The 18159-nt window shown below is 53.7% G+C and carries 15 protein-coding genes; 7 read left to right on the top strand and 8 right to left on the bottom strand.

What is annotated here, in order from left to right; translation table 11 throughout:
- Nucleotides 1–108 precede the first annotated feature (108 nt).
- Nucleotides 109–981 carry a translation elongation factor Ts gene (gene tsf / locus NFC81_RS05295; protein ID WP_304996494.1) on the bottom strand — a complete coding sequence of 291 codons (873 nt, stop codon included), beginning with the start codon at nt 979–981 and terminating at the stop codon, nt 109–111.
- Nucleotides 982–1050: 69 nt separating this feature from the next.
- Entirely contained in the window at nt 1051–1794 is a 744-nt protein-coding gene (gene rpsB / locus NFC81_RS05290; protein WP_304996951.1) for a 30S ribosomal protein S2, read from the bottom strand.
- Between the two features lie 302 nt (nt 1795–2096).
- Here rpsB and map point away from each other — a divergent pair, with 302 nt between their 5' ends.
- From map to NFC81_RS05255, 7 genes are all read left to right on the top strand, one after another.
- Nucleotides 2097–2882, top strand: coding sequence for a type I methionyl aminopeptidase (map, locus tag NFC81_RS05285; protein WP_304996493.1), 786 nt, complete (start codon nt 2097–2099; stop codon nt 2880–2882).
- A 72-nt stretch (nt 2883–2954) separates the two neighbouring features.
- On the top strand, nt 2955–5624 hold the full coding sequence (glnD, locus tag NFC81_RS05280; RefSeq protein WP_304996492.1) for a [protein-PII] uridylyltransferase: 2670 nt from the start codon (nt 2955–2957) through the stop codon (nt 5622–5624).
- Entirely contained in the window at nt 5624–6832 is a 1209-nt protein-coding gene (dapC, locus tag NFC81_RS05275; protein ID WP_304996491.1) for a succinyldiaminopimelate transaminase, read from the top strand. Before glnD ends, dapC begins: the two co-directional genes overlap by 1 nt.
- An 18-nt stretch (nt 6833–6850) precedes the next feature.
- Complete coding sequence (locus NFC81_RS05270) at nt 6851–7207, top strand: Spx/MgsR family RNA polymerase-binding regulatory protein (protein ID WP_304996490.1); 357 nt, start codon at nt 6851–6853, stop codon at nt 7205–7207.
- A gap of 10 nt (nt 7208–7217) precedes the next feature.
- A complete protein-coding gene (dapD, locus tag NFC81_RS05265; RefSeq protein ID WP_304996489.1) occupies nt 7218–8243 on the top strand; it encodes a 2,3,4,5-tetrahydropyridine-2,6-dicarboxylate N-succinyltransferase in 1026 nt (341 codons plus the stop codon).
- A gap of 140 nt (nt 8244–8383) precedes the next feature.
- Nucleotides 8384–9199 carry a UDP-2,3-diacylglucosamine diphosphatase gene (locus NFC81_RS05260; protein ID WP_304996488.1) on the top strand — a complete coding sequence of 272 codons (816 nt, stop codon included), beginning with the start codon at nt 8384–8386 and terminating at the stop codon, nt 9197–9199.
- Nucleotides 9200–9911: 712 nt separating this feature from the next.
- Nucleotides 9912–11375 (top strand): leucyl aminopeptidase, encoded by a 1464-nt coding sequence (locus NFC81_RS05255; protein ID WP_304996487.1) that lies wholly within the window; start codon nt 9912–9914, stop codon nt 11373–11375.
- 70 nt (nt 11376–11445) lie between these two features.
- Here NFC81_RS05255 and NFC81_RS05250 read toward each other — a convergent pair whose 3' ends face one another.
- From NFC81_RS05250 to NFC81_RS05225, 6 genes are all read right to left on the bottom strand, one after another.
- On the bottom strand, nt 11446–13005 hold the full coding sequence (locus NFC81_RS05250; protein WP_304996485.1) for a methyl-accepting chemotaxis protein: 1560 nt from the start codon (nt 13003–13005) through the stop codon (nt 11446–11448).
- Between the two features lie 169 nt (nt 13006–13174).
- Complete coding sequence (locus NFC81_RS05245) at nt 13175–14926, bottom strand: ABC transporter substrate-binding protein (RefSeq protein ID WP_304996484.1); 1752 nt, start codon at nt 14924–14926, stop codon at nt 13175–13177.
- A 62-nt stretch (nt 14927–14988) separates the two neighbouring features.
- Nucleotides 14989–15261: a DUF2160 domain-containing protein gene (locus NFC81_RS05240; protein ID WP_304996483.1), complete on the bottom strand. Its 273-nt coding sequence runs from the start codon at nt 15259–15261 to the stop codon at nt 14989–14991.
- A gap of 17 nt (nt 15262–15278) precedes the next feature.
- Nucleotides 15279–16073 carry a carbohydrate ABC transporter permease gene (locus tag NFC81_RS05235; RefSeq protein ID WP_304996950.1) on the bottom strand — a complete coding sequence of 265 codons (795 nt, stop codon included), beginning with the start codon at nt 16071–16073 and terminating at the stop codon, nt 15279–15281.
- Nucleotides 16074–16187: 114 nt separating this feature from the next.
- Entirely contained in the window at nt 16188–17066 is an 879-nt protein-coding gene (locus NFC81_RS05230; RefSeq protein ID WP_304996482.1) for a carbohydrate ABC transporter permease, read from the bottom strand.
- Nucleotides 17053–18159, bottom strand: a complete 1107-nt coding sequence (locus tag NFC81_RS05225; protein ID WP_304996481.1) for an ABC transporter ATP-binding protein — start codon at nt 18157–18159, stop codon at nt 17053–17055. The genes NFC81_RS05230 and NFC81_RS05225 overlap by 14 nt, the downstream gene beginning before the upstream one ends.

Raw genomic sequence — 18159 nt, 5'->3', positions numbered from 1 at the left:
GACCGGCCTTAAGTAAAACGACGGGTGTGCGTGCGCACACCCGATAGCCGAAGCTGATTATAGAGCCAGTTTACGATCGCCGCGAGCGCCTTGATCGTAGAGTGGTTCTTAGCGGTTCAGACCCGCAGTCGCCGCCACTTCAGCAGCGAAATCAACTTCTTCTTTCTCAATGCCTTCGCCCACTTCGAAACGTACGAAGCTCACGACTTCAGCACCGGCCTTACGCGCCAAATCACCGACTTTAACGTCAGGGTCTTTAACGAAAGGCTGTTCCACCAGGCTGATTTCAGCCAGGAACTTCTTGATACGGCCTTGAATCATCTTCTCGATGATTTCAGCTGGCTTATCAGAGGACTCAGATTGGGCGCGTACAACTTCTTTCTCACGCTCCAATACTTCTTCAGGCACCTGCTCGGCACTGACAAACTGAGGATTGATCGCGGCTACGTGCATCGCGATGTCCTTAGCCAACTCTTCGTTGCCGCCTTTCAATTCTACCAGCACGCCGATACGGCCGCCGTGTGAATAGCCTGCGATTACCGAGTCTGCACCGCCAGTCAACATAGCGACACGACGCACAGTGATGTTCTCACCGATTTTTTGCACCAAGGCTTCACGTGCATTTTCCAACTCACCAGCCATCAAGGCAGCTACGTCTTCTTGCTTGTCAGCGAATGCCTTGTCAGCAACCAGATCAACGAACTTCAGGAAGTTATCATCGCGTGCAACGAAGTCGGTTTCAGAGTTAACTTCAACCAGCGCAGCTGACTTGCCATCGGCAGACACACGACTGACCGCAACGCCTTCAGCAGCAGTACGACCCGCTTTCTTAGCAGCTTTCAGGCCGCTCGACTTGCGCAGGTCATCAATGGCCACTTCAATATCGCCGTTCGCTTCTACCAGTGCTTTTTTGCACTCCATCATGCCCAAGCCTGTGCGCTCGCGCAGTTCTTTGACCTGACTAGCAGTAATATTTGCCATGGAATTTTTTCCTCGTTAAAAAAAGAGGGGTCATGCCCCCCTTTAATGATTCATAGTTGCAGGGCGAAATTAAGCTTCGTTAGAAGTGCTCTCTTCAGCTACTTCAACAAACTCGTCTTTCGCTGTACCGGCGCTTTCACGACCTTTCATTACAGCGTCAGCAATGGCACCCACGTAGATTTCGATGGCGCGAATGGCGTCGTCGTTACCTGGGATGATGTAATCAACACCATCAGGGTTGCTGTTGGTATCTACTACACCAATAACTGGGATACCCAGCTTGTTAGCTTCGGTGATAGCGATGCGCTCGTGATCAACGTCGATCACGAACAATGCGTCAGGCAAACCGCCCATCTCTTTGATACCACCGATGGATTTTTCAAGCTTCTCCATTTCACGGTGACGCATCAGAATTTCTTTTTTGGTCAGCAAATCAAACGTACCATCGTTCTGCTGGGTTTCCAGCTCACGCAAACGACGGATAGACTGACGAATGGTTTTGTAGTTGGTCAGCATGCCGCCCAACCAGCGGTGCGATACGTAAGGCATAGACGAACGCTCTGCTTCACGCTTAATGATGTCAGACGCCGCACGCTTGGTACCGACGAACAACACTTTACGCTTGTTCACACCCAGAGCTTCAACTTGCTTCAATGCTTCATTCAGCATCGGAACCGTTTTTTCCAGGTTGATGATGTGGATCTTATTACGCGCACCAAAAATGTACTGATCCATTTTTGGGTTCCAGAAACGCGCCTGGTGTCCGAAGTGCACACCTGCTTTAAGCAGGTCACGCATAGTTACAGCCATGATAAACCTCATAGTTTGTTTGGGTTAAGCCTCCAAACGACCCATGGAGAATACTGAGTCAGTACACCCCACTTTTCTAACCTTGCGGCACCCAGAAAAGCGTTGTAATCGTCTGTGTGGATTTACCCCGCCAATCGGGGCGCGCGCTTTATACCATACCCTCTCGAAAATAGGAAGAAGAATGCGCACGCAAAATCCGCCACAGCGCCGCATGCTAACGACTTTTATCGCCGCGATAGGATGAACTGAGGTCAAAAAACCTCTACACTAGCGCTTCATTTTGTAACCTGAAGTTCATCTTTTTCATGGCTAAAGAACAAATTACCCTGAAAACCCCGGCCGACATCGAAAAGATGCGCATTGCTGGTCGTCTCGCCGCTGAAGTGCTCGACATGATTACGCCTTACGTTGAAGCAGGCATCAGCACCGGCGAACTGGATCGTATCTGTCACGACTATATAGTGAACGTACAAAAAGCCACGCCCGCACCGCTGAACTACCGCGGCTTCCCGAAGTCAATTTGTACCAGCGTGAATCATGTTATTTGCCATGGCATCCCCGACGACAACAAGATTTTGAAGAAAGGCGACATCATCAACATTGATGTCACCGTTATAAAAGACGAGTTTCACGGCGACACCAGCAAGATGTTCATCATTGGTGAACCCAAGCCGCACGTGCAACGCCTGATCAACATCACGCAGGAATGCATGTATAAAGGCATCATGGCCGCTGTGCCCGGCGCGACGATTGGCGACATCGGTCACGTCATTCAACAGCACGCAGAATCCAACCATTATTCGGTGGTGCGTGAGTACTGCGGACACGGCATCGGTCGAGTGTTTCACGAAGACCCGCAAATCCTGCATTACGGACGTCCCGGCACCGGCACCGTGATCCAGGAAGGCATGACGTTCACCGTAGAGCCCATGATCAATGCGGGTAAGCGGCACAACAAATTGCTGGCAGACGGCTGGACTGTTGTCACCAAGGACCATAAATTGTCGGCCCAGTGGGAGCACACCATCTTGGTCACCAAAGATGGCCCGGAAGTGCTGACAAAACGCGCCGATGAAGTATTGCCATTCTAGTGAACTGCATCATACTCAATGCCGATACCAGAGCACCCCAAAAGGTCTGAATCCAGTAGCCGAGAACCCAACATGTCGAAGGCCTCATTGCTTGATGTAACCGCTGTGACACAAGCGCTGAATCACCAGCCCGTTGCCATCAGCAGCATCAAAAAGTCCTTGCGTCTGGCGCAAGCTCGACTGGATGAGCGATTTCGTGCCGGTGATTTTGTCCGCGACCTGGTAAAGAGCCGCACCGCCACCATTGACGAACTTTTGCACCTGCTTTGGGCACATTATGATTGGCCCGCGCAGGCAGCCCTGATCGCTGTTGGTGGGTACGGACGCGGCGAACTGTTACCGCGCTCCGACATCGACTTACTGCTGTTGTTCGACACGGAAGAAGACGTGCAATCCGCCGTATCATCCGTTGAAGGCTTCATCACCCTGCTGTGGGATTTAAGCCTCGACATCGGCCACAGCGTGCGCACCTTGGCATCCTGTCGCCAAGAGGCCACCGACGACGTCACCGTGGTGACCAATTTGCTGGAATCGCGCCTGCTGTGCGGCGAAGAAGCATTATTCACCAGCATGACCGACTTGGTGGGTCCAGACAATATCTGGCCCAGCGCGCACTTCTACAAAGCCAAGTTGAATGAACAATCGTTGCGTCATGAGAAGTACGGCAACACCGCCTACAACCTTGAGCCCAATGTCAAAACCTCACCCGGTGGCCTGCGCGACATCCAAACCATCGGTTGGGTGGTCAAACGCCACTTCGGCGATGACCGCTTGCAAGAACTGGTCTCGCGCGGCTTCCTGACGCAGAACGAGTTCCAAACTCTGATCGACGGCCAAGACTACCTGTGGCGCATTCGCTATGCCCTGCACATGATCTCCGGGCGCGAAGAAGACCGCCTGCTGTTTGACCTGCAAAAAGCCGTTGCCGAAGAATTCGGCTTTGAAGACAGCGAGGAAGCGTTGGGGGTCGAACAGTTGATGAAGACCTACTATCGCACGGTCTTTCGATTACGCGAATTGAATGACATGCTGCTGCAGCATTTTGACGAAGTCATTCTGAACACCGACCTTCCTGCACCACCGATCAAACTGAATTCCCGCTTTCTTAACAATAACGGTTACATAGAAATCAGCCACCCAAGGGTATTCGACAAAACCCCTTCGGCGTTGATGGAAATCTTTGTGTTATTGGCGCAAAACCCGGAAATCAAAGGTGTACGCGCCAGCACCATTCGCGCCATCTACGAACACCGGCATCTGATCGACCCGGCGTTTCGCAACGACATTCGCAACATCTCATTCTTCATCGAGTTGTTTCGCTCCCCACAAGGGGTTTCGACCAACCTAAGCCGCATGAGTGCATATGGCATTCTGGGCCTCTACCTGCCAGAGTTCGGCCAAGTCATCGGCCAGATGCAGTTCGACTTATTCCACGTCTACACGGTGGACGCGCACAGCCTGCAAACGGTGCAGAATCTGCGCCGTTTCCGCCACCGTTCGAACCTGGTTGAGTTCCCGATTGCCAGCGTGGTCATTCACCAGCTGCCCAAAGTAGAGCTGATCTACATCGCTGGACTGTTTCATGACTTGGGCAAAGGCAAAGGCGGCGACCACTCCATCATTGGCGCTGAAGAAGCCTACAGTTTTTGCGAACGTCACCGCCTGCCGCGCTGGGACACGGAATTGGTGGTCTGGCTGGTGCGCAATCACTTACTGATGTCCTTAACCGCCCAACGTGAGGACATTTCGGACCCCGACGTCATTAACCGCTTCACCCAAAAAGTGCAGGACTTGGTGCACCTGGATTACCTCTACGTGCTGACCGTCGCCGACATCAACGCGACCAACCCCGCCTTGTGGAACAGTTGGCGCGCGGCACTGTTAAAACAACTCTACACCGAAGCCAAGCGCGCCCTGCGCCGCGGGCTGGAAAACCCCGTCGGCAAAGAAGAACGCATTGAAGAAACCAAGCAAAGAGCCATAGAGCTGCTTAAGGCCGATGGCTTTACCGCAGAAGAGATTCGTACCTTCTGGGACAATCCGGGTGATGACTATTTCTTGCGCGAAACGGCAGAAAACATCGCCTGGCACACCAAAGCCATATCGAGCCAAGGGGTCGGCATCCCACTGGTGCTGATGCAAGAGCTGAACGCCGGAGCGTTTGAGTCTGCCACGCAGATCTTCATCTATGGGCCAGACCGTGCGCACCTGTTCGCCGACATTGCCTTTGTGATGGACCAGTTGGGCTTGAACATTCACGACGCGCGCATCATGACCTCGCCGTCGTCACACTACTCGCTCGACACCTTTATCGTCCTGGAAGAAGACGGCAGCCCCATCGACATGACCGACCGCGACCGCGTGCGCGATATTCAGCATCGCTTGCTGCTGACCATTGAAGAACCACCCGAACGCCGTCAAATCAGCCGACGCGTACCACGGGTGTTAAAGCATTTCAATGTGCCAACACGGGTTAATTTATCCAACGACTTCATCAACCACCGCACCGTGGTCGAGGTCATCACCACCGACCGCCCCGGCCTGCTGGCGCTGATTGGTGAGGTGTTTATCGAGCTGGGCATCATCCTGCAGAACGCCCGCATCTCGACGCTGGGCGAACGCGTAGAAGACGTTTTCTTCGTCGTCGACGCCAACAACGAACCCATAAAAGACCCCGAACTGGGCGAGCGCTTACGCAGCCTGATGACGCGGAAGTTGAACGAACTGATAGAGCAAAACTGATGAACCATTTATTGCAAAGCCTACAGCCCTATCCTTTTGAGCGTCTGCGCACGTTAAAAGACGCCGTCACCCCGAATGCCGATTTACCCCACATCGCCCTGTCCATTGGTGAACCCAAGCACGCTGCGCCCTTATTTGTACGCGATGCATTAACCGACGCCTTAGACGATTTGGAAGTGTATCCGACGACGGCCGGTGTACCGGAGCTGCGCCACGTCATCGCTCGCTGGTTAGAACAGCGCTTTGACCTGCCTAAGGTCGACGGCATGCGCCACCTGTTACCGGTGTGTGGCACACGCGAAGCCATTTTCTCTTTCGTACAGGCCGCCTTTGATCGCAGCCAAGCCGACACCCGGCCGTACGTGATGACGCCCAACCCGTTCTACCAAATCTATGAAGGTGCCACCCTGCTCGCGGGCGGCCAAACCTATTTGCTGAACTGCGAAGCCAAAAACGGTTTCAATCCCGACTTCACCAACATCAGTGACGACGTTTGGCAAAAAACCCAAATTCTGTTTCTGTGCTCACCCGGCAACCCCACGGGCGCGGTCATACCGCTCGACACCCTGACTTGGTTACTGGAAAAAGCCGAACAGCACGACTTCATCATCGCCAGTGACGAATGCTATTCGGAAATCTATTTCACCGAAAACGAGCGCCCTACCGGCTTATTGGAAGCCTGCAAAGCGCGCGGTGATCACGAGTTCAAGCGCGCTGTGGTGTTCCACAGCTTGTCCAAGCGTTCTAACTTGCCCGGCATGCGCTCTGGCTTCATCGCTGGTGACGCCGAACTACTGACGCCCTATCTGAATTACCGTACGTATCACGGCTCAGCGCTGCCACTACAGGTACAAAAAGCCAGCATGGCGGCGTGGCAAGATGAAACCCACGTCGAACACAACCGTTCGGCGTACCGTGAAAAATTCCGTCGCGTACTGGACATTTTAGGTACTAAACTGGAAGTAGCGATGCCTGACGCCGGTTTCTACCTGTGGGCGCGTACGCCCATCGCCGACACCGACTTCGCCCAACAGTTGTATGCGCAGCAAAACGTGACCGTGCTCCCCGGCTCGTATCTGGGAAGAGAAGCACAGGGTGTTAATCCCGGAAGTCACTATATTCGCATGGCGCTGGTTGCTACCCTACCCGAATGCATCGAAGCAGCGGAGCGCATTGCCCGCTTCGTTGATCAACTGAATAAAGATTAACAAGGACAGCGACCTTTCATGACCACTATTTACGGCATCAAAAGCTGTGACACCATGAAGAAGGCCTTTACTTGGCTCGACACACAACAGGTGTCATACGACTTTCACGACTACAAAAAGCAGGGTATCGACCCCGATACCGTGCAGCGCTGGTTAGAAAAAGTCGACCACCGCGTATTGATCAATCGGCGCGGGACGACTTGGCGCAAATTATCCGACGCCGACAAAGCCGCCTGCGATTCAGGCGACCCGGCCGCCATTGCTCAGGTAGCAGCGGCCAGCACCTCCGTCATCAAACGACCCGTTGTGGATACTGGCCAGCAACTGCTGGTTGGCTTTGACGCCGCACAGTGGGCTGACCATTTTTCCCAATAGGAGACAGACTATGACATTCGCATTGGCCCTGGGTACCGTTACCCGCAACTCCGCAGGCAAGATCATTGAAGCCTACTTTCCACAGCCTATTCTGAACCCGGAACAAGACTTGCTGGATAAAGCCAAAGACCTCGGCTACGAAGGCGGCAACGCAGTACTGGAACTGCGCAGCACCAACCTGTCTTTCTTGGCGCAACCGTTCGCCGACGCTGGTTTCTCTCGTTCGGCACACTTTGCCGCACGCGGTGCCGTGTACGAAACACCATCGGTACTGGTGGTACTGGAAACCGACCAAGCGCCTTCATCGGTCGCCGAAGCCTTCTTGAAACTGCATTTGCTGTCGCACCGCCTTGTTAAACCACAAAGCATTGATCTGAGTGGCATGTTCGGCCTGCTGCACAACATTGCGTGGACGAATCAGGGCCCTATTGACCTGCCCGACCTGCACCTGCGTCAGATGCAATCCCGCCTTGTGGGCGAGCGCTTGAGCGTTGAGTGCGTCGATAAGTTCCCGAAAATGACCGACTACGTCGTACCCGAAGGCATTCGCATTGCTGACACCGCACGCGTGCGCTTGGGTGCTTATGTGGGCGAAGGCACCACCGTCATGCATGAAGGCTTCATCAACTTCAACGCGGGCACACTGGGTACCAGTATGGTTGAAGGCCGTATTTCTGCTGGCGTTACCGTCGGCAACGGTTCTGACTTGGGTGGTGGCTGCTCGACCATGGGCACACTGTCGGGTGGTGGCAACATCATCATCAGCATCGGTGAAAACTGCTTGCTGGGCGCCAACTCAGGTACCGGCATTCCGTTGGGTGACCGCTGCACCATTGAGTCAGGCCTGTACATCACCGCAGGCACCAAGGTGCAGGTGTTGGACGACCAACGCAAGCCTGTTGAAGTGGTTAAGGCGCGTGAACTGGCCGGCAAGTCCGACCTGCTGTTCCGCCGCAATTCAGCCAATGGCCAAGTCGAGTGCTTAACCAACAAAACCGCCATTGCCCTGAACGACGAACTGCACAGCAACAACTAAGCGCTATCTTATCAGCAGAGCGCGGCCCCAAATGCCGCGCTCTGTTCTTCTGCTCATCATCAAAACTTCACCTAACTGTTCTCGCGTTGTCATAAATCCTGATCAGACTGTGTCATTATCCCTGATCGGTGGACCACGCCATGACAGCGACACAAGCCCGCTCGACCTACCGCACTATCTGGATTTCTGATACTCACCTCGGCAACCGTAACGCCCAAGCCCAACACCTGCTGGAATTCCTGCAGCAGCACCATTGTGAAACACTGTTTTTGGTGGGTGACATCATTGATCTCTGGAAGATGAGCGAACGTGGTCACTGGCCCAAAAGCCATCAGGCGGTGGTGAACCATATTCTGACCATGGCCGACAATGGCGTGCGCGTGGTGTATGTACCCGGCAACCACGATCCCTTCTTTCGCAAGTTGGTTGGCCACCAGTTGGGCCATGTGGAAGTGCACTTGGAATACGTGCATGAAATGGTAGACGGTCGACGTTTGTTGGTGGTGCACGGCGACTGCTTTGACGACGAAATTGCCCACTCGCGCTTCCTGTTCTGGCTGGGCGACCACGCCTATGAAACCATTGTGCACCTCAACCGTTGGCTCAACCAATGGCGGGCACGTTTGGGCAAACCGTATTGGTCACTTTCGGGCTTCCTAAAAGTGCGCAGCAAAAAAGCACAGCACTTTGTGCAGCAGTTTGAGCAACGCGCCATTGCCGAAGCCCGCGACCGTGGGTTAGACGGCATTGTGTGCGGCCACATTCACCAAGCCAAGCTGGAAGAAATAGAAGGCGTGCTGTACATCAACGATGGCGATTGGCTGGAAAGCTGTTCGTCGGTGGTGGAAACCCAAGACGGCACGCTGCAACTGGTGCACTGGGCCACGGCACACCAACAGCGTGTTACGCTGCCGCCGAAAGTTGCCAAGAAGCCACGCCCGGCGTTTTCTTCTTAGCGGTGGTAACCCGTCGGCAGTGTTAGTTAAAGATCGATGGCCCCGGCATGGACTTTCGGGGCATGCCTCCAGCGCTTCACGGCAGGCCGAAAGGCGCGCCTTGAGGCATCCCCCTGCGTCCATAGCCTCATTTAACCCCCTCAAAAAACTCATTTTTCGTGCGAAAGCACATTTTTTTGCTACTGTGGTTTTGAGTTAATTTTAGCGTTGCAATGGTGGTATGATTCGCACTATTTTTGCTCGCAAAGGCAGCCCTAGCCAGGAACTTCAACAAGGAATTTATTACGATGCGAGCCTTCTACTTTCGCCCCAATCCTACCGTGAAATGTAAGCGATGCGAACTGCGGTACCCTGAAAAAGAGTCTGCATGTACGCATTGCCATAGCTTGTCGGGACCCGAGGTTCATCAGTTGAAGTTGCGTACCCAGCGTGAAGCCGAGGCACATGTAAAACTTGGCAAAGTTATGTTTGGCATTGCCGCTATCGCCGCGCTATTTTTGTATTGGTCCTTAAGTTTGTAGTTGCAAGTGTTGCTGAGTCCAAGCGGCATAGATCGGTCCAGCTTCGATTTCACAAAAACATTCTATCCCCGCCCGTACATGCACCCATACACCGCCACCCCATTTTGGTTCGCTAATGCTCTGTCTTTCCCGCGCCTACGGCGCTAGGATAGTCAGCAGTAATCACAGGACATTCTGCACAGGAGCACGACATGCAATTCAAGCTCAGCGCCGCGGCCGATTTTGCCGCCAGCGACAATCTAATCATTGGCTTCATCGGCAAAGAAGACAACGCGGTCAGCGAACTTCCCGACGCCCTCAGTGGTCCCATCGCTCAGTGGCGTACGGCGCAGTTGATCAGCACCAAACTCGGTGATGTTACGCCCTTGCTGCAAGCCGACGGCGCGCAAGTGTTGTTGATTGGTACGGGCGATTCGCTGTCAGTCAGCGAGAACCAGTTGAAAAAAGTCAGTGCGGCCATTGCGCAAGCCATGACCAAATCAAAAGCCAGTGCACTGTCCGTGTTGTTGAACGGCTTACATGTGTCTGGTCGCTCGGCGGAATGGACGGTACAGAAGTTGGTGGAGTGGACGCTGACGGGCGCTTACCGTTACGACACCACCAAATCTGAAAAGAACGCTGAATTTGCAACGACGCAGTTCCGGTTGATCACCGATACCGATGCACAAGACGCCATCGAACTGGGTAAAGCCCTCGCCCACGGTGTTAACGTGGCGCGTGAACTGGGTAACCTGCCACCGAACGTCTGTACGCCAACGTATTTGGCTGAGCAAGCGCAACAGTTGGCGGACCGCTACGACAACATCCAGACCGACATCATTGAAGAAGCGGAAATGGAAGCCATGGGTATGGGTGCTTTTATGGCCGTATCCAAGGGCAGCGACGAGCCCGGCAAGCTGATTGTTATGCATTACCACGGCGCGGGCAGCGACGACCAGCCGCACGTGTTGGTGGGTAAGGGTTTGACGTTCGATACCGGCGGTATCAGCATCAAGCCGTCTGCGGGTATGGACGAAATGAAGTACGACATGTGCGGTGCGGCTTCCGTGTTTGGCACCATGTCGACGCTGGCGGAACTGCAGCCTAAGATCAACGTGGTCGCCATTGTAGCGGCGGCAGAAAACATGCCTTCGGCACGCGCGACACGCCCGGGCGATGTGGTGACGTCGATGTCGGGCAAAACCATTGAGATCCTCAACACCGATGCCGAAGGCCGTTTGGTGCTGTGTGATGCACTGACGTACGCAGAGCGCTTTAACCCTGCGTCGGTCATTGACATTGCTACCTTAACGGGCGCGGTTGTTGTTGGTTTGGGTCACCACCCGATGGCGGTTTACAGCAACGACGACAACATGCAGGCGGAAATTCTGGAAGCAGGCAAGAGCATCTGGGATCGTGCTTGGCCAATGCCATTGTGGGACGACTACCGCGACGAGCTGGATTCACCCTACGCGGACTTGCGCAACATTGGGCAAGGTCGTGCGGGCGGTTCTATTACGGCGGCAACCTATTTGGCCGAGTTCACTAAGCACTATACGTGGTCGCATTTGGACATCGCGGGTGCAGCGTGGACAACCGCTAAAGAAGGCGCGACAGGTCGCCCAGTCGGCTTGTTAACCCAGTATTTGTTGAATAAGGTTCCGTCCGCGAGTTAACGAGAGGCAAAGGCATTACTGTATAATGCATACTTGTCACGCGGGTGCAAAGCACCCGCCCTACTTCTTTCTAGACCTGAAAATTCCCCACCAAACCGTGTAAGCACTGTGCACGTTGCAACAGCTCACGGGTTAGCCCATCCACTTCTTGCGTATCCTGTTCCGCTGTTACCGCAATATCCACGATACGCGTCAGGCTTTGGCTGATGTCGTTCGCCACGGTCGTCTGCTCGGTTGCAGCAGTGGCGATCTGGGTGTTCATGGCGTTAATGCTGGCGATGGCTGCAGAGACGGCATTCAGCGCAGCGTCCGCCCCACTGGCTTTTTTCACCGCCGCTGCACCCTGAGTACAACTGTTGTTCATGGTGGTAACAGCCTTTTGAGCGCCGTTTTCTAAACGTTCGATCATTTTATGGATCTCTTCCGTGCTGGCTTGCGTGCGACTGGCGAGCGTGCGCACTTCATCGGCCACGACCGCAAAGCCACGGCCTTGCTCACCCGCCCTAGCAGCTTCAATGGCGGCGTTCAACGCCAGCAGGTTGGTTTGCTCAGCGATACCCCGAATGACATCCAATACGGTGGTGATGCTGGCGACTTCTTGTTCCAACGAATTAACCACTGCCGCGCCTTGGTCGATATCGCTGGCCAAGATATTGATGCCGTCGATGGCTTGTTGCACTATTTCTCGCGCGCGCTGGCCTTCTATATCTGCATTATGCGCGGCCTCGGCTGCGGCACTGGCGCTGTGCGATACGCTCTCTGCCGTGCCGGTCATTTCTTGCATGGCCACGGCCACCTGATCGGTCTCCAAGCGCTGCGCCTTCACGCCTTGATTGGTGCGCGCGGCCACGGTTTGCGTATCGGTAATGGCACTGTCCATCTCATTCACGGCGACAATCACTTCTTGCACCAAGTCACGAATCTTCTCAATAAAGGTATTGAAGCTGACGCCTAGACGCCCTATCTCATCATGACGCCGAATGGGGATGCGGCGCGTCAGATCACCATCGCCTTGGGCGATATCGTCCAGTGCTTCCGCCAACACCTTGATAGGGCGTGTTACCAAGCGATTAAGCAGCAAAATGACTGCGCCGATTAAAATCACAATCAGCAGGGTATTTTGCACCGCAGAGTTCAGCACGGAGTTCTGCAAGGCTTGGTGTATTTGGGATGCATCGGTGTAGATGTCGGCACGCCCGACGTAGGCATCGCCCCATGCTAGGTCAAGTTGGCGATCCGGTTGTCGATGTTGATAGTTATCTGGTGAAACATCCTGGGTATCGCCAACAGCATCTTGGTTCATCCCGACGATCAAAGCACCTTCATCGTCATAAACAAAAATTGCTTCAATGACGTTAGCCGTTACTTCGGCATCAACAATCAGCAGTGCTTGGCTGGGGGTAAAATTCCAAATAGCGGGCGGTATGCTTTGCTGCAACCGGAACGCTACAAAATCGATTTGGGCATCAAATTGTTCGGTTAGAGCAGTCGCTGTTTGCCGGTAATTGAAGGCAGAAAAAAGTGTCAGCAGCAGCAAAACAATAGCGCTGGTGACCAGATTAAAACGCACACTGATGCGTTGGGTTATTGTCGAGCTGATCGCTCTGGAGCTTTCTATGGCACTCGTCATGGCACACCTCGTGGGTCAGCCGAATTATTTTTATCTGACCTGGTTGCTGGATCGAACCCGCCCTTACTTGGGCATAAAAAAGCCGCCCTAAGGCGGCAAGGGACACAATGAAAAAACAAGTAAGAACACAACAGTGGCTGAAAGCGAACGATCAACCACTGTTTAGCGGTCAGCGGTCGCCTGACGGCGTCCACTCTCCGGCAACCCAAGCACGCATCATTTCGTCATATGGCATGGTGCGGCCAGGTACTTTTTCGTTGGCTAGACGAGGCTTTGGTGAGCCGGGCTGGGCGAACCAGTATTCCGGATCACGAGGCTCGTTCAAACGCGGCTCATACTGCGAGAACACATTCGCCCGCGCCAAACGCATCATGGTGTTGTCCATGGCATTCGCCAGGTTATCCAAGGCTACCTGTGGGCTGACTTCGCCACTAACCGCTGGCGCCAGGTTCTGCCACCAGAGAGGTGCCAAGCGCGGATAATCCGGTACGTTGGTGCCTGTTGGCGTCCACATACTTTCGTTTTCGCTGCGATAGAACTCCACCAAACCACCTAACTTTGGTGCTAGCTCGGTCATTTCTGGCGAGTCGATATCTGAACGACGAATCGGCGTCAAACCAGCGATGGTTTTCTCCAGCGATACGGTTTTAGCTACCGTGAACTGGGCGAACAACCACGCGGCGGTGCGGCGATCTTGTGGAGTGGAGTTGAAGAAGGTCCACGAGCCCACGTCTTGGTAGCCCACCTTCATACCATCGTCCCAGTACGGGCCTACCGGTGATGGTGCCATGCGCCATTTCGGGTTACCTTGATCATCGGTCACTGGCAACGCAGGGTCTGTCATGTCAGCGGTGAAGGCGGTATACCAGAAAATTTGCTGCGCAACATTGCCTTGCGCGGGTACTGGGCCAGCCTCACCGAAGGTCATGCCTTGGGCTTCTGGTGGCGCAAAATCACGCAACCACTCAACCATCTTACGTACAGCGAACTCCGAAGCGGGCGAGTTGGTCGCTCCGCCACGCGTTACGCTGGCACCCACAGGGTTACCGTTTTCGTTGACTCGAATACCCCAGTCATCCACCGGATTACCAAAGGGTACGCCCGAATCCCCCATGCCAGCCATCGACAACCATGAGTCATGGAAGCGCCAGCCCAGTGATGGGTCACGACGACCGTAATCCATGTGACCGTACACGGTCTGACCGTCGATATTGCGACCGGTGAAAAACTCAGCGATATCTTCATACGCTGACCAGTTCAAGGGTACACCGAGGTCATAGCCGTATTTGGCACGGAACTCATTCTTTAAGTCCTCGCGCTCAAACCAGTCAGCACGGAACCAATACAGGTTAGCAAACTGCTGTGCAGGCAACTGGTAAATCTTGCCGTCCGGTCCTGTGGTATACTGAATACCAATGAAATCATCTAAGTCCAGATAGGGATTGGTAAAGTCGCGCCATTCGTTTTGCATGGCATCCGAAATGGCGATGGTTTTACCGTATCGCAGGTGCGTACCGATAGCGTCGGAATCATTGATGTAGCCATCATAGATATTGCGATCGGATTGCATTTGCGTCTGCATGGTATCTACAAGATCACCCTCACCGATGATGTTGTGCGTAATACGGATACCAGTGATTTCAGTAAAGGCGCGAGCAAGGACGTTCGCCTCATACTCGTGGGTAGTCAGACCTTCAGCCACAGTGCGGATTTCCATACCACGGAACGGTTCAGCGGCTTTAATAAACCACTCCATTTCCGCAATCTGTTCCTCACGCGACAGCGTCGAGCGAGTAAACTGAGAGTCCACCCAACGCTCAGCGGCGGCACGGTACTGGTTTGTTTGAGCGCTGACCTGAGCGGTCGCCATCATCAAACCAGTAGCGAGCACAGAAAGGCACATTGTCTTATTTTTTTTCATGTTAACCTCGTTGCTTACTTTGTTTGCTTCCTTGCGTTCGATTGCAGTCCTTTACTACTTTGTCAGCCCCAGCGCATCACCGCGATCATCCAGATCGCCGACACCCCAGTAGCCACCAAAACGTGAAACTCGGTAAAACCGACCACCGCCAAATGGATGTAGGCGCTGGTCAATAGACCAATAAACAATCGATCACCGCGCGTGGTGCTGATGGGCAACAAACCCTTGCGCTCGATCGACGGCGAAAAGTATTGCCAGATCGACATACCGGTCAGCAGCAGTGCGATGCCGGTGAAGAATCCTGCGGTAGGTACCGTCCAAACCATCCAGCTCATAATGCTTACCTCCCCTATCAGGTGCGGCCGAGGGCAAAGCCCTTGGCAACGTGGTTACGGACGAAATAGATCACGAAGATACCAGGCACGATGGTCAGCACCCCTGCGGCGGCAAGCACCCCCCAGTCAATACCGGACGCCCCCACCGTACGAGTCATGATCGCCCCTATGGGTTGCGCGTTGGTGGCCGTCAACGTTCGGGCCAACAGCAGTTCCACCCACGAGAACATGAAGAGGAAGAACGCCGTCACCCCTATGCCGGAGCGGATAAGAGGGATAAAAATCGTGATAAAGAACTTCGGAAAGCTGTAGCCATCGATGTACGCCGTTTCGTCAATTTCCTTCGGCACGCTGCTCATAAAGCCTTCTAAAATCCACACTGCGAGCGGTACGTTAAACAGGCAGTGCGCCAGTGCTACTGCGATGTGGGTGTCGAACAGACCGATGGACGAATACAGCTGAAAGAACGGCAGCAGAAATACCGCTGGCGGCGCCATACGGTTGGTCAGCAACCAAAAGAACAGATGCTTGTCACCCACGAACTTGTAGCGACTGAAGGCATAGGCCGCTGGCAATGCAACGGTCAGACTGATCGCCATGTTGATGCCAACATAGGTCATAGAGTTCAGATAACCCTTGTACCAACTAGGGTCGGTCAAAATTTTCCGATAGTTGTCCAAAGTGAAATTCTGCGGCCACAAAGACAAGGTGCTGAGAATTTCCTGATTGGTTTTGAACGACATGTTCACCAGCCAATAAATTGGCAGGAGCACAAACAGGATGTAGACCACAAAGGCTAAACGAGACTTCATGCCAGCGCCGTCTTTCGACTTGCGCTGTGGCCGAGTGATGATGCGACCAGAGGCTCTTGCCGCCTCGGCCATACTGCTATTAGTTAGAATATTCTGACTCACGTGGACATCCCCTTATTCGATACCGTTCTTGTCTTTTTGCATGTGCATGATGGTGGTGTAGAACACCCAGCTCACGAGCAAAATGATCAAGAAATAGATGAGTGAGAAAGCCGCGGCTGGACCGATGTCGAACTGGCCGATAGCCATGGCCGTCAATGCTTGACTCAAGAAGGTGGTCGAGCTGCCTGGCCCACCGCCCGTTAAAACAAAGGGTTCCGCATAAATCATGAAAGAATCCATAAAGCGCAGCAGCACACCGATAATCAGTACATTGGTCAGCTTAGGCAGCTGTATGTAACGGAAGATCGCCCACTTCGACGCGCGGTCAATGCGTGCGGCTTGATAGTAGGCTTCTGGAATGGCCCGCAATCCGCTGTAGCACAGCAAGGCAATCAAGGGCGTCCAGTGCCAGACGTCCATCAGGATGATGGTGGCCCAAGCGTCAACCGGACTGCGCGATATGTTGTACGCATAGCCCATTTCCCGCAGCCCCCAGCCCATCAAACCGATATCACCACGGCTGAAGATCTGCCAGATAGTACCCACCACGTTCAGCGGAATCAGCAATGGCAAGGCAACCAAAACCAGACTCCAAGAAGCAGCAGCCCCCTTCTTTGGCATCAGCAAGGCAACACCGATGCCCAAGGGCACCTGAATCAGCAAAATGGTGAAAGAGAACGCGAACTGACGCCCTAAGGCACTGCGCAAGTTCGGGTTATTCAGCATTTCCCGATACCATTCGGTGCCGGTAAAAAAGCGCGTGTTAGTATCGAACACATCCTGTACGGAGTAGTTCACCACGGTCATCAACGGAATGATGGCGGAGAACGCGACGATGACGAATACTGGCAGAACAAACAGCCAGCCTTTATTGCTCTCAATCTTGTTCATTGGTCACCTCCACCAGGAATTCGTCGACATACACTTTGATCCATTGTTCGGGGAAACTGATCCACGCTTTACGCTCGGGCAGTTTTTGGTCTTCGTGCAAGCGGGCCTTCATGGTGACGCCACGAAACACAAACGACATGATGCGGTAGGTGCCAAGGTCTTCTATGTCCTTAACGTCTACCTCATAGGCTTCATCGTTTTTGTCATCCCACACATGCACAAACTCAGGACGAATTCCGATTTTGATGTTACCGGAGCCCATGCGGCGCACCGTGGAAAGCACAGCATTGGGTGCCGGAATGACCAAGCCATTGAAATCGAAGCCCTCATCGCTCAACGACACGTCCAGAAAGTTCATGCCGGGGCTACCAATGAAGTAACCAACAAAGGTATGGGCTGGGTTTTCAAACAGCTCACGGGGCGAACCAAACTGTACAATTTGACCTTCATACATCAGCGCAATTTTGTCGGCGAACGTAGAGGCTTCGAGCTGATCGTGGGTGACGTACACCATGGTGATGTTGAATTGCTCGTGAATTTGCTTGAGCTTGCGACGCAGTTTCCACTTCAATTGTGGGTCGATTACTGTCAGCGGCTCGTCAAACAGAATGGCGGATACGTCGTCGCGCACCAAACCCCGGCCCATGGACACCTTTTGCTTTTCATCTGCGGTCAGGTTTTTGGCCTTGCGCTTCAGTAATTTGGTCAAATCCAGAATATCGGCGACTTCATGTACCTTCGGCGTTACCTTGTGTTCAGGCACTTTCATGTTGCGCAATGGGAACGCCAAATTGTCGAACACCGTCATGGTGTCGTAGATCACTGGGAACTGGAAAACCTGCGCAATATTGCGTTCTTCCGGTGGCAGGTCGTTAACAATGGTGTCGTCAAACAGCACTTCTCCGTTAGAGGGTGCCAACAGCCCGGAAATAATGTTGAGCAACGTCGACTTACCGCAGCCTGAGGGGCCTAGCAGCGCATATGCCCCCCCCTGCTCCCAGACGTGCTGCATTTGCCGAATGGCGTAATCCGCATCGCTGGTCGGGTTTGGCGAATAGCTGTGCGCCAATGCATTTAACGTTATTTGTGCCAT

The sequence above is a fragment of the Salinispirillum sp. LH 10-3-1 genome (assembly GCF_030643825.1).
GTDB lineage: Bacteria > Pseudomonadota > Gammaproteobacteria > Pseudomonadales > Natronospirillaceae > Salinispirillum.
This window is presented reverse-complemented; position numbering and strand designations above follow the sequence as displayed.

What these genes read in the sequence shown, in the direction of transcription:
- tsf (WP_304996494.1), bottom strand. Translation starts at nt 981, where the DNA reads ATGGCAAATATTACTGCTAGTCAGGTCAAAGAACTGCGCGAGCGCACA.
- map (WP_304996493.1), top strand. Translation starts at nt 2,097, where the DNA reads ATGGCTAAAGAACAAATTACCCTGAAAACCCCGGCCGACATCGAAAAG.
- glnD (WP_304996492.1), top strand. Translation starts at nt 2,955, where the DNA reads ATGTCGAAGGCCTCATTGCTTGATGTAACCGCTGTGACACAAGCGCTG.
- dapC (WP_304996491.1), top strand. Translation starts at nt 5,624, where the DNA reads ATGAACCATTTATTGCAAAGCCTACAGCCCTATCCTTTTGAGCGTCTG.
- NFC81_RS05270 (WP_304996490.1), top strand. Translation starts at nt 6,851, where the DNA reads ATGACCACTATTTACGGCATCAAAAGCTGTGACACCATGAAGAAGGCC.
- dapD (WP_304996489.1), top strand. Translation starts at nt 7,218, where the DNA reads ATGACATTCGCATTGGCCCTGGGTACCGTTACCCGCAACTCCGCAGGC.
- NFC81_RS05260 (WP_304996488.1), top strand. Translation starts at nt 8,384, where the DNA reads ATGACAGCGACACAAGCCCGCTCGACCTACCGCACTATCTGGATTTCT.
- NFC81_RS05255 (WP_304996487.1), top strand. Translation starts at nt 9,912, where the DNA reads ATGCAATTCAAGCTCAGCGCCGCGGCCGATTTTGCCGCCAGCGACAAT.
- NFC81_RS05250 (WP_304996485.1), bottom strand. Translation starts at nt 13,005, where the DNA reads ATGACGAGTGCCATAGAAAGCTCCAGAGCGATCAGCTCGACAATAACC.
- NFC81_RS05245 (WP_304996484.1), bottom strand. Translation starts at nt 14,926, where the DNA reads ATGAAAAAAAATAAGACAATGTGCCTTTCTGTGCTCGCTACTGGTTTG.
- NFC81_RS05240 (WP_304996483.1), bottom strand. Translation starts at nt 15,261, where the DNA reads ATGAGCTGGATGGTTTGGACGGTACCTACCGCAGGATTCTTCACCGGC.
- NFC81_RS05235 (WP_304996950.1), bottom strand. Translation starts at nt 16,073, where the DNA reads ATGAAGTCTCGTTTAGCCTTTGTGGTCTACATCCTGTTTGTGCTCCTG.
- NFC81_RS05230 (WP_304996482.1), bottom strand. Translation starts at nt 17,066, where the DNA reads ATGAACAAGATTGAGAGCAATAAAGGCTGGCTGTTTGTTCTGCCAGTA.
- NFC81_RS05225 (WP_304996481.1), bottom strand. Translation starts at nt 18,159, where the DNA reads ATGGCACAAATAACGTTAAATGCATTGGCGCACAGCTATTCGCCAAAC.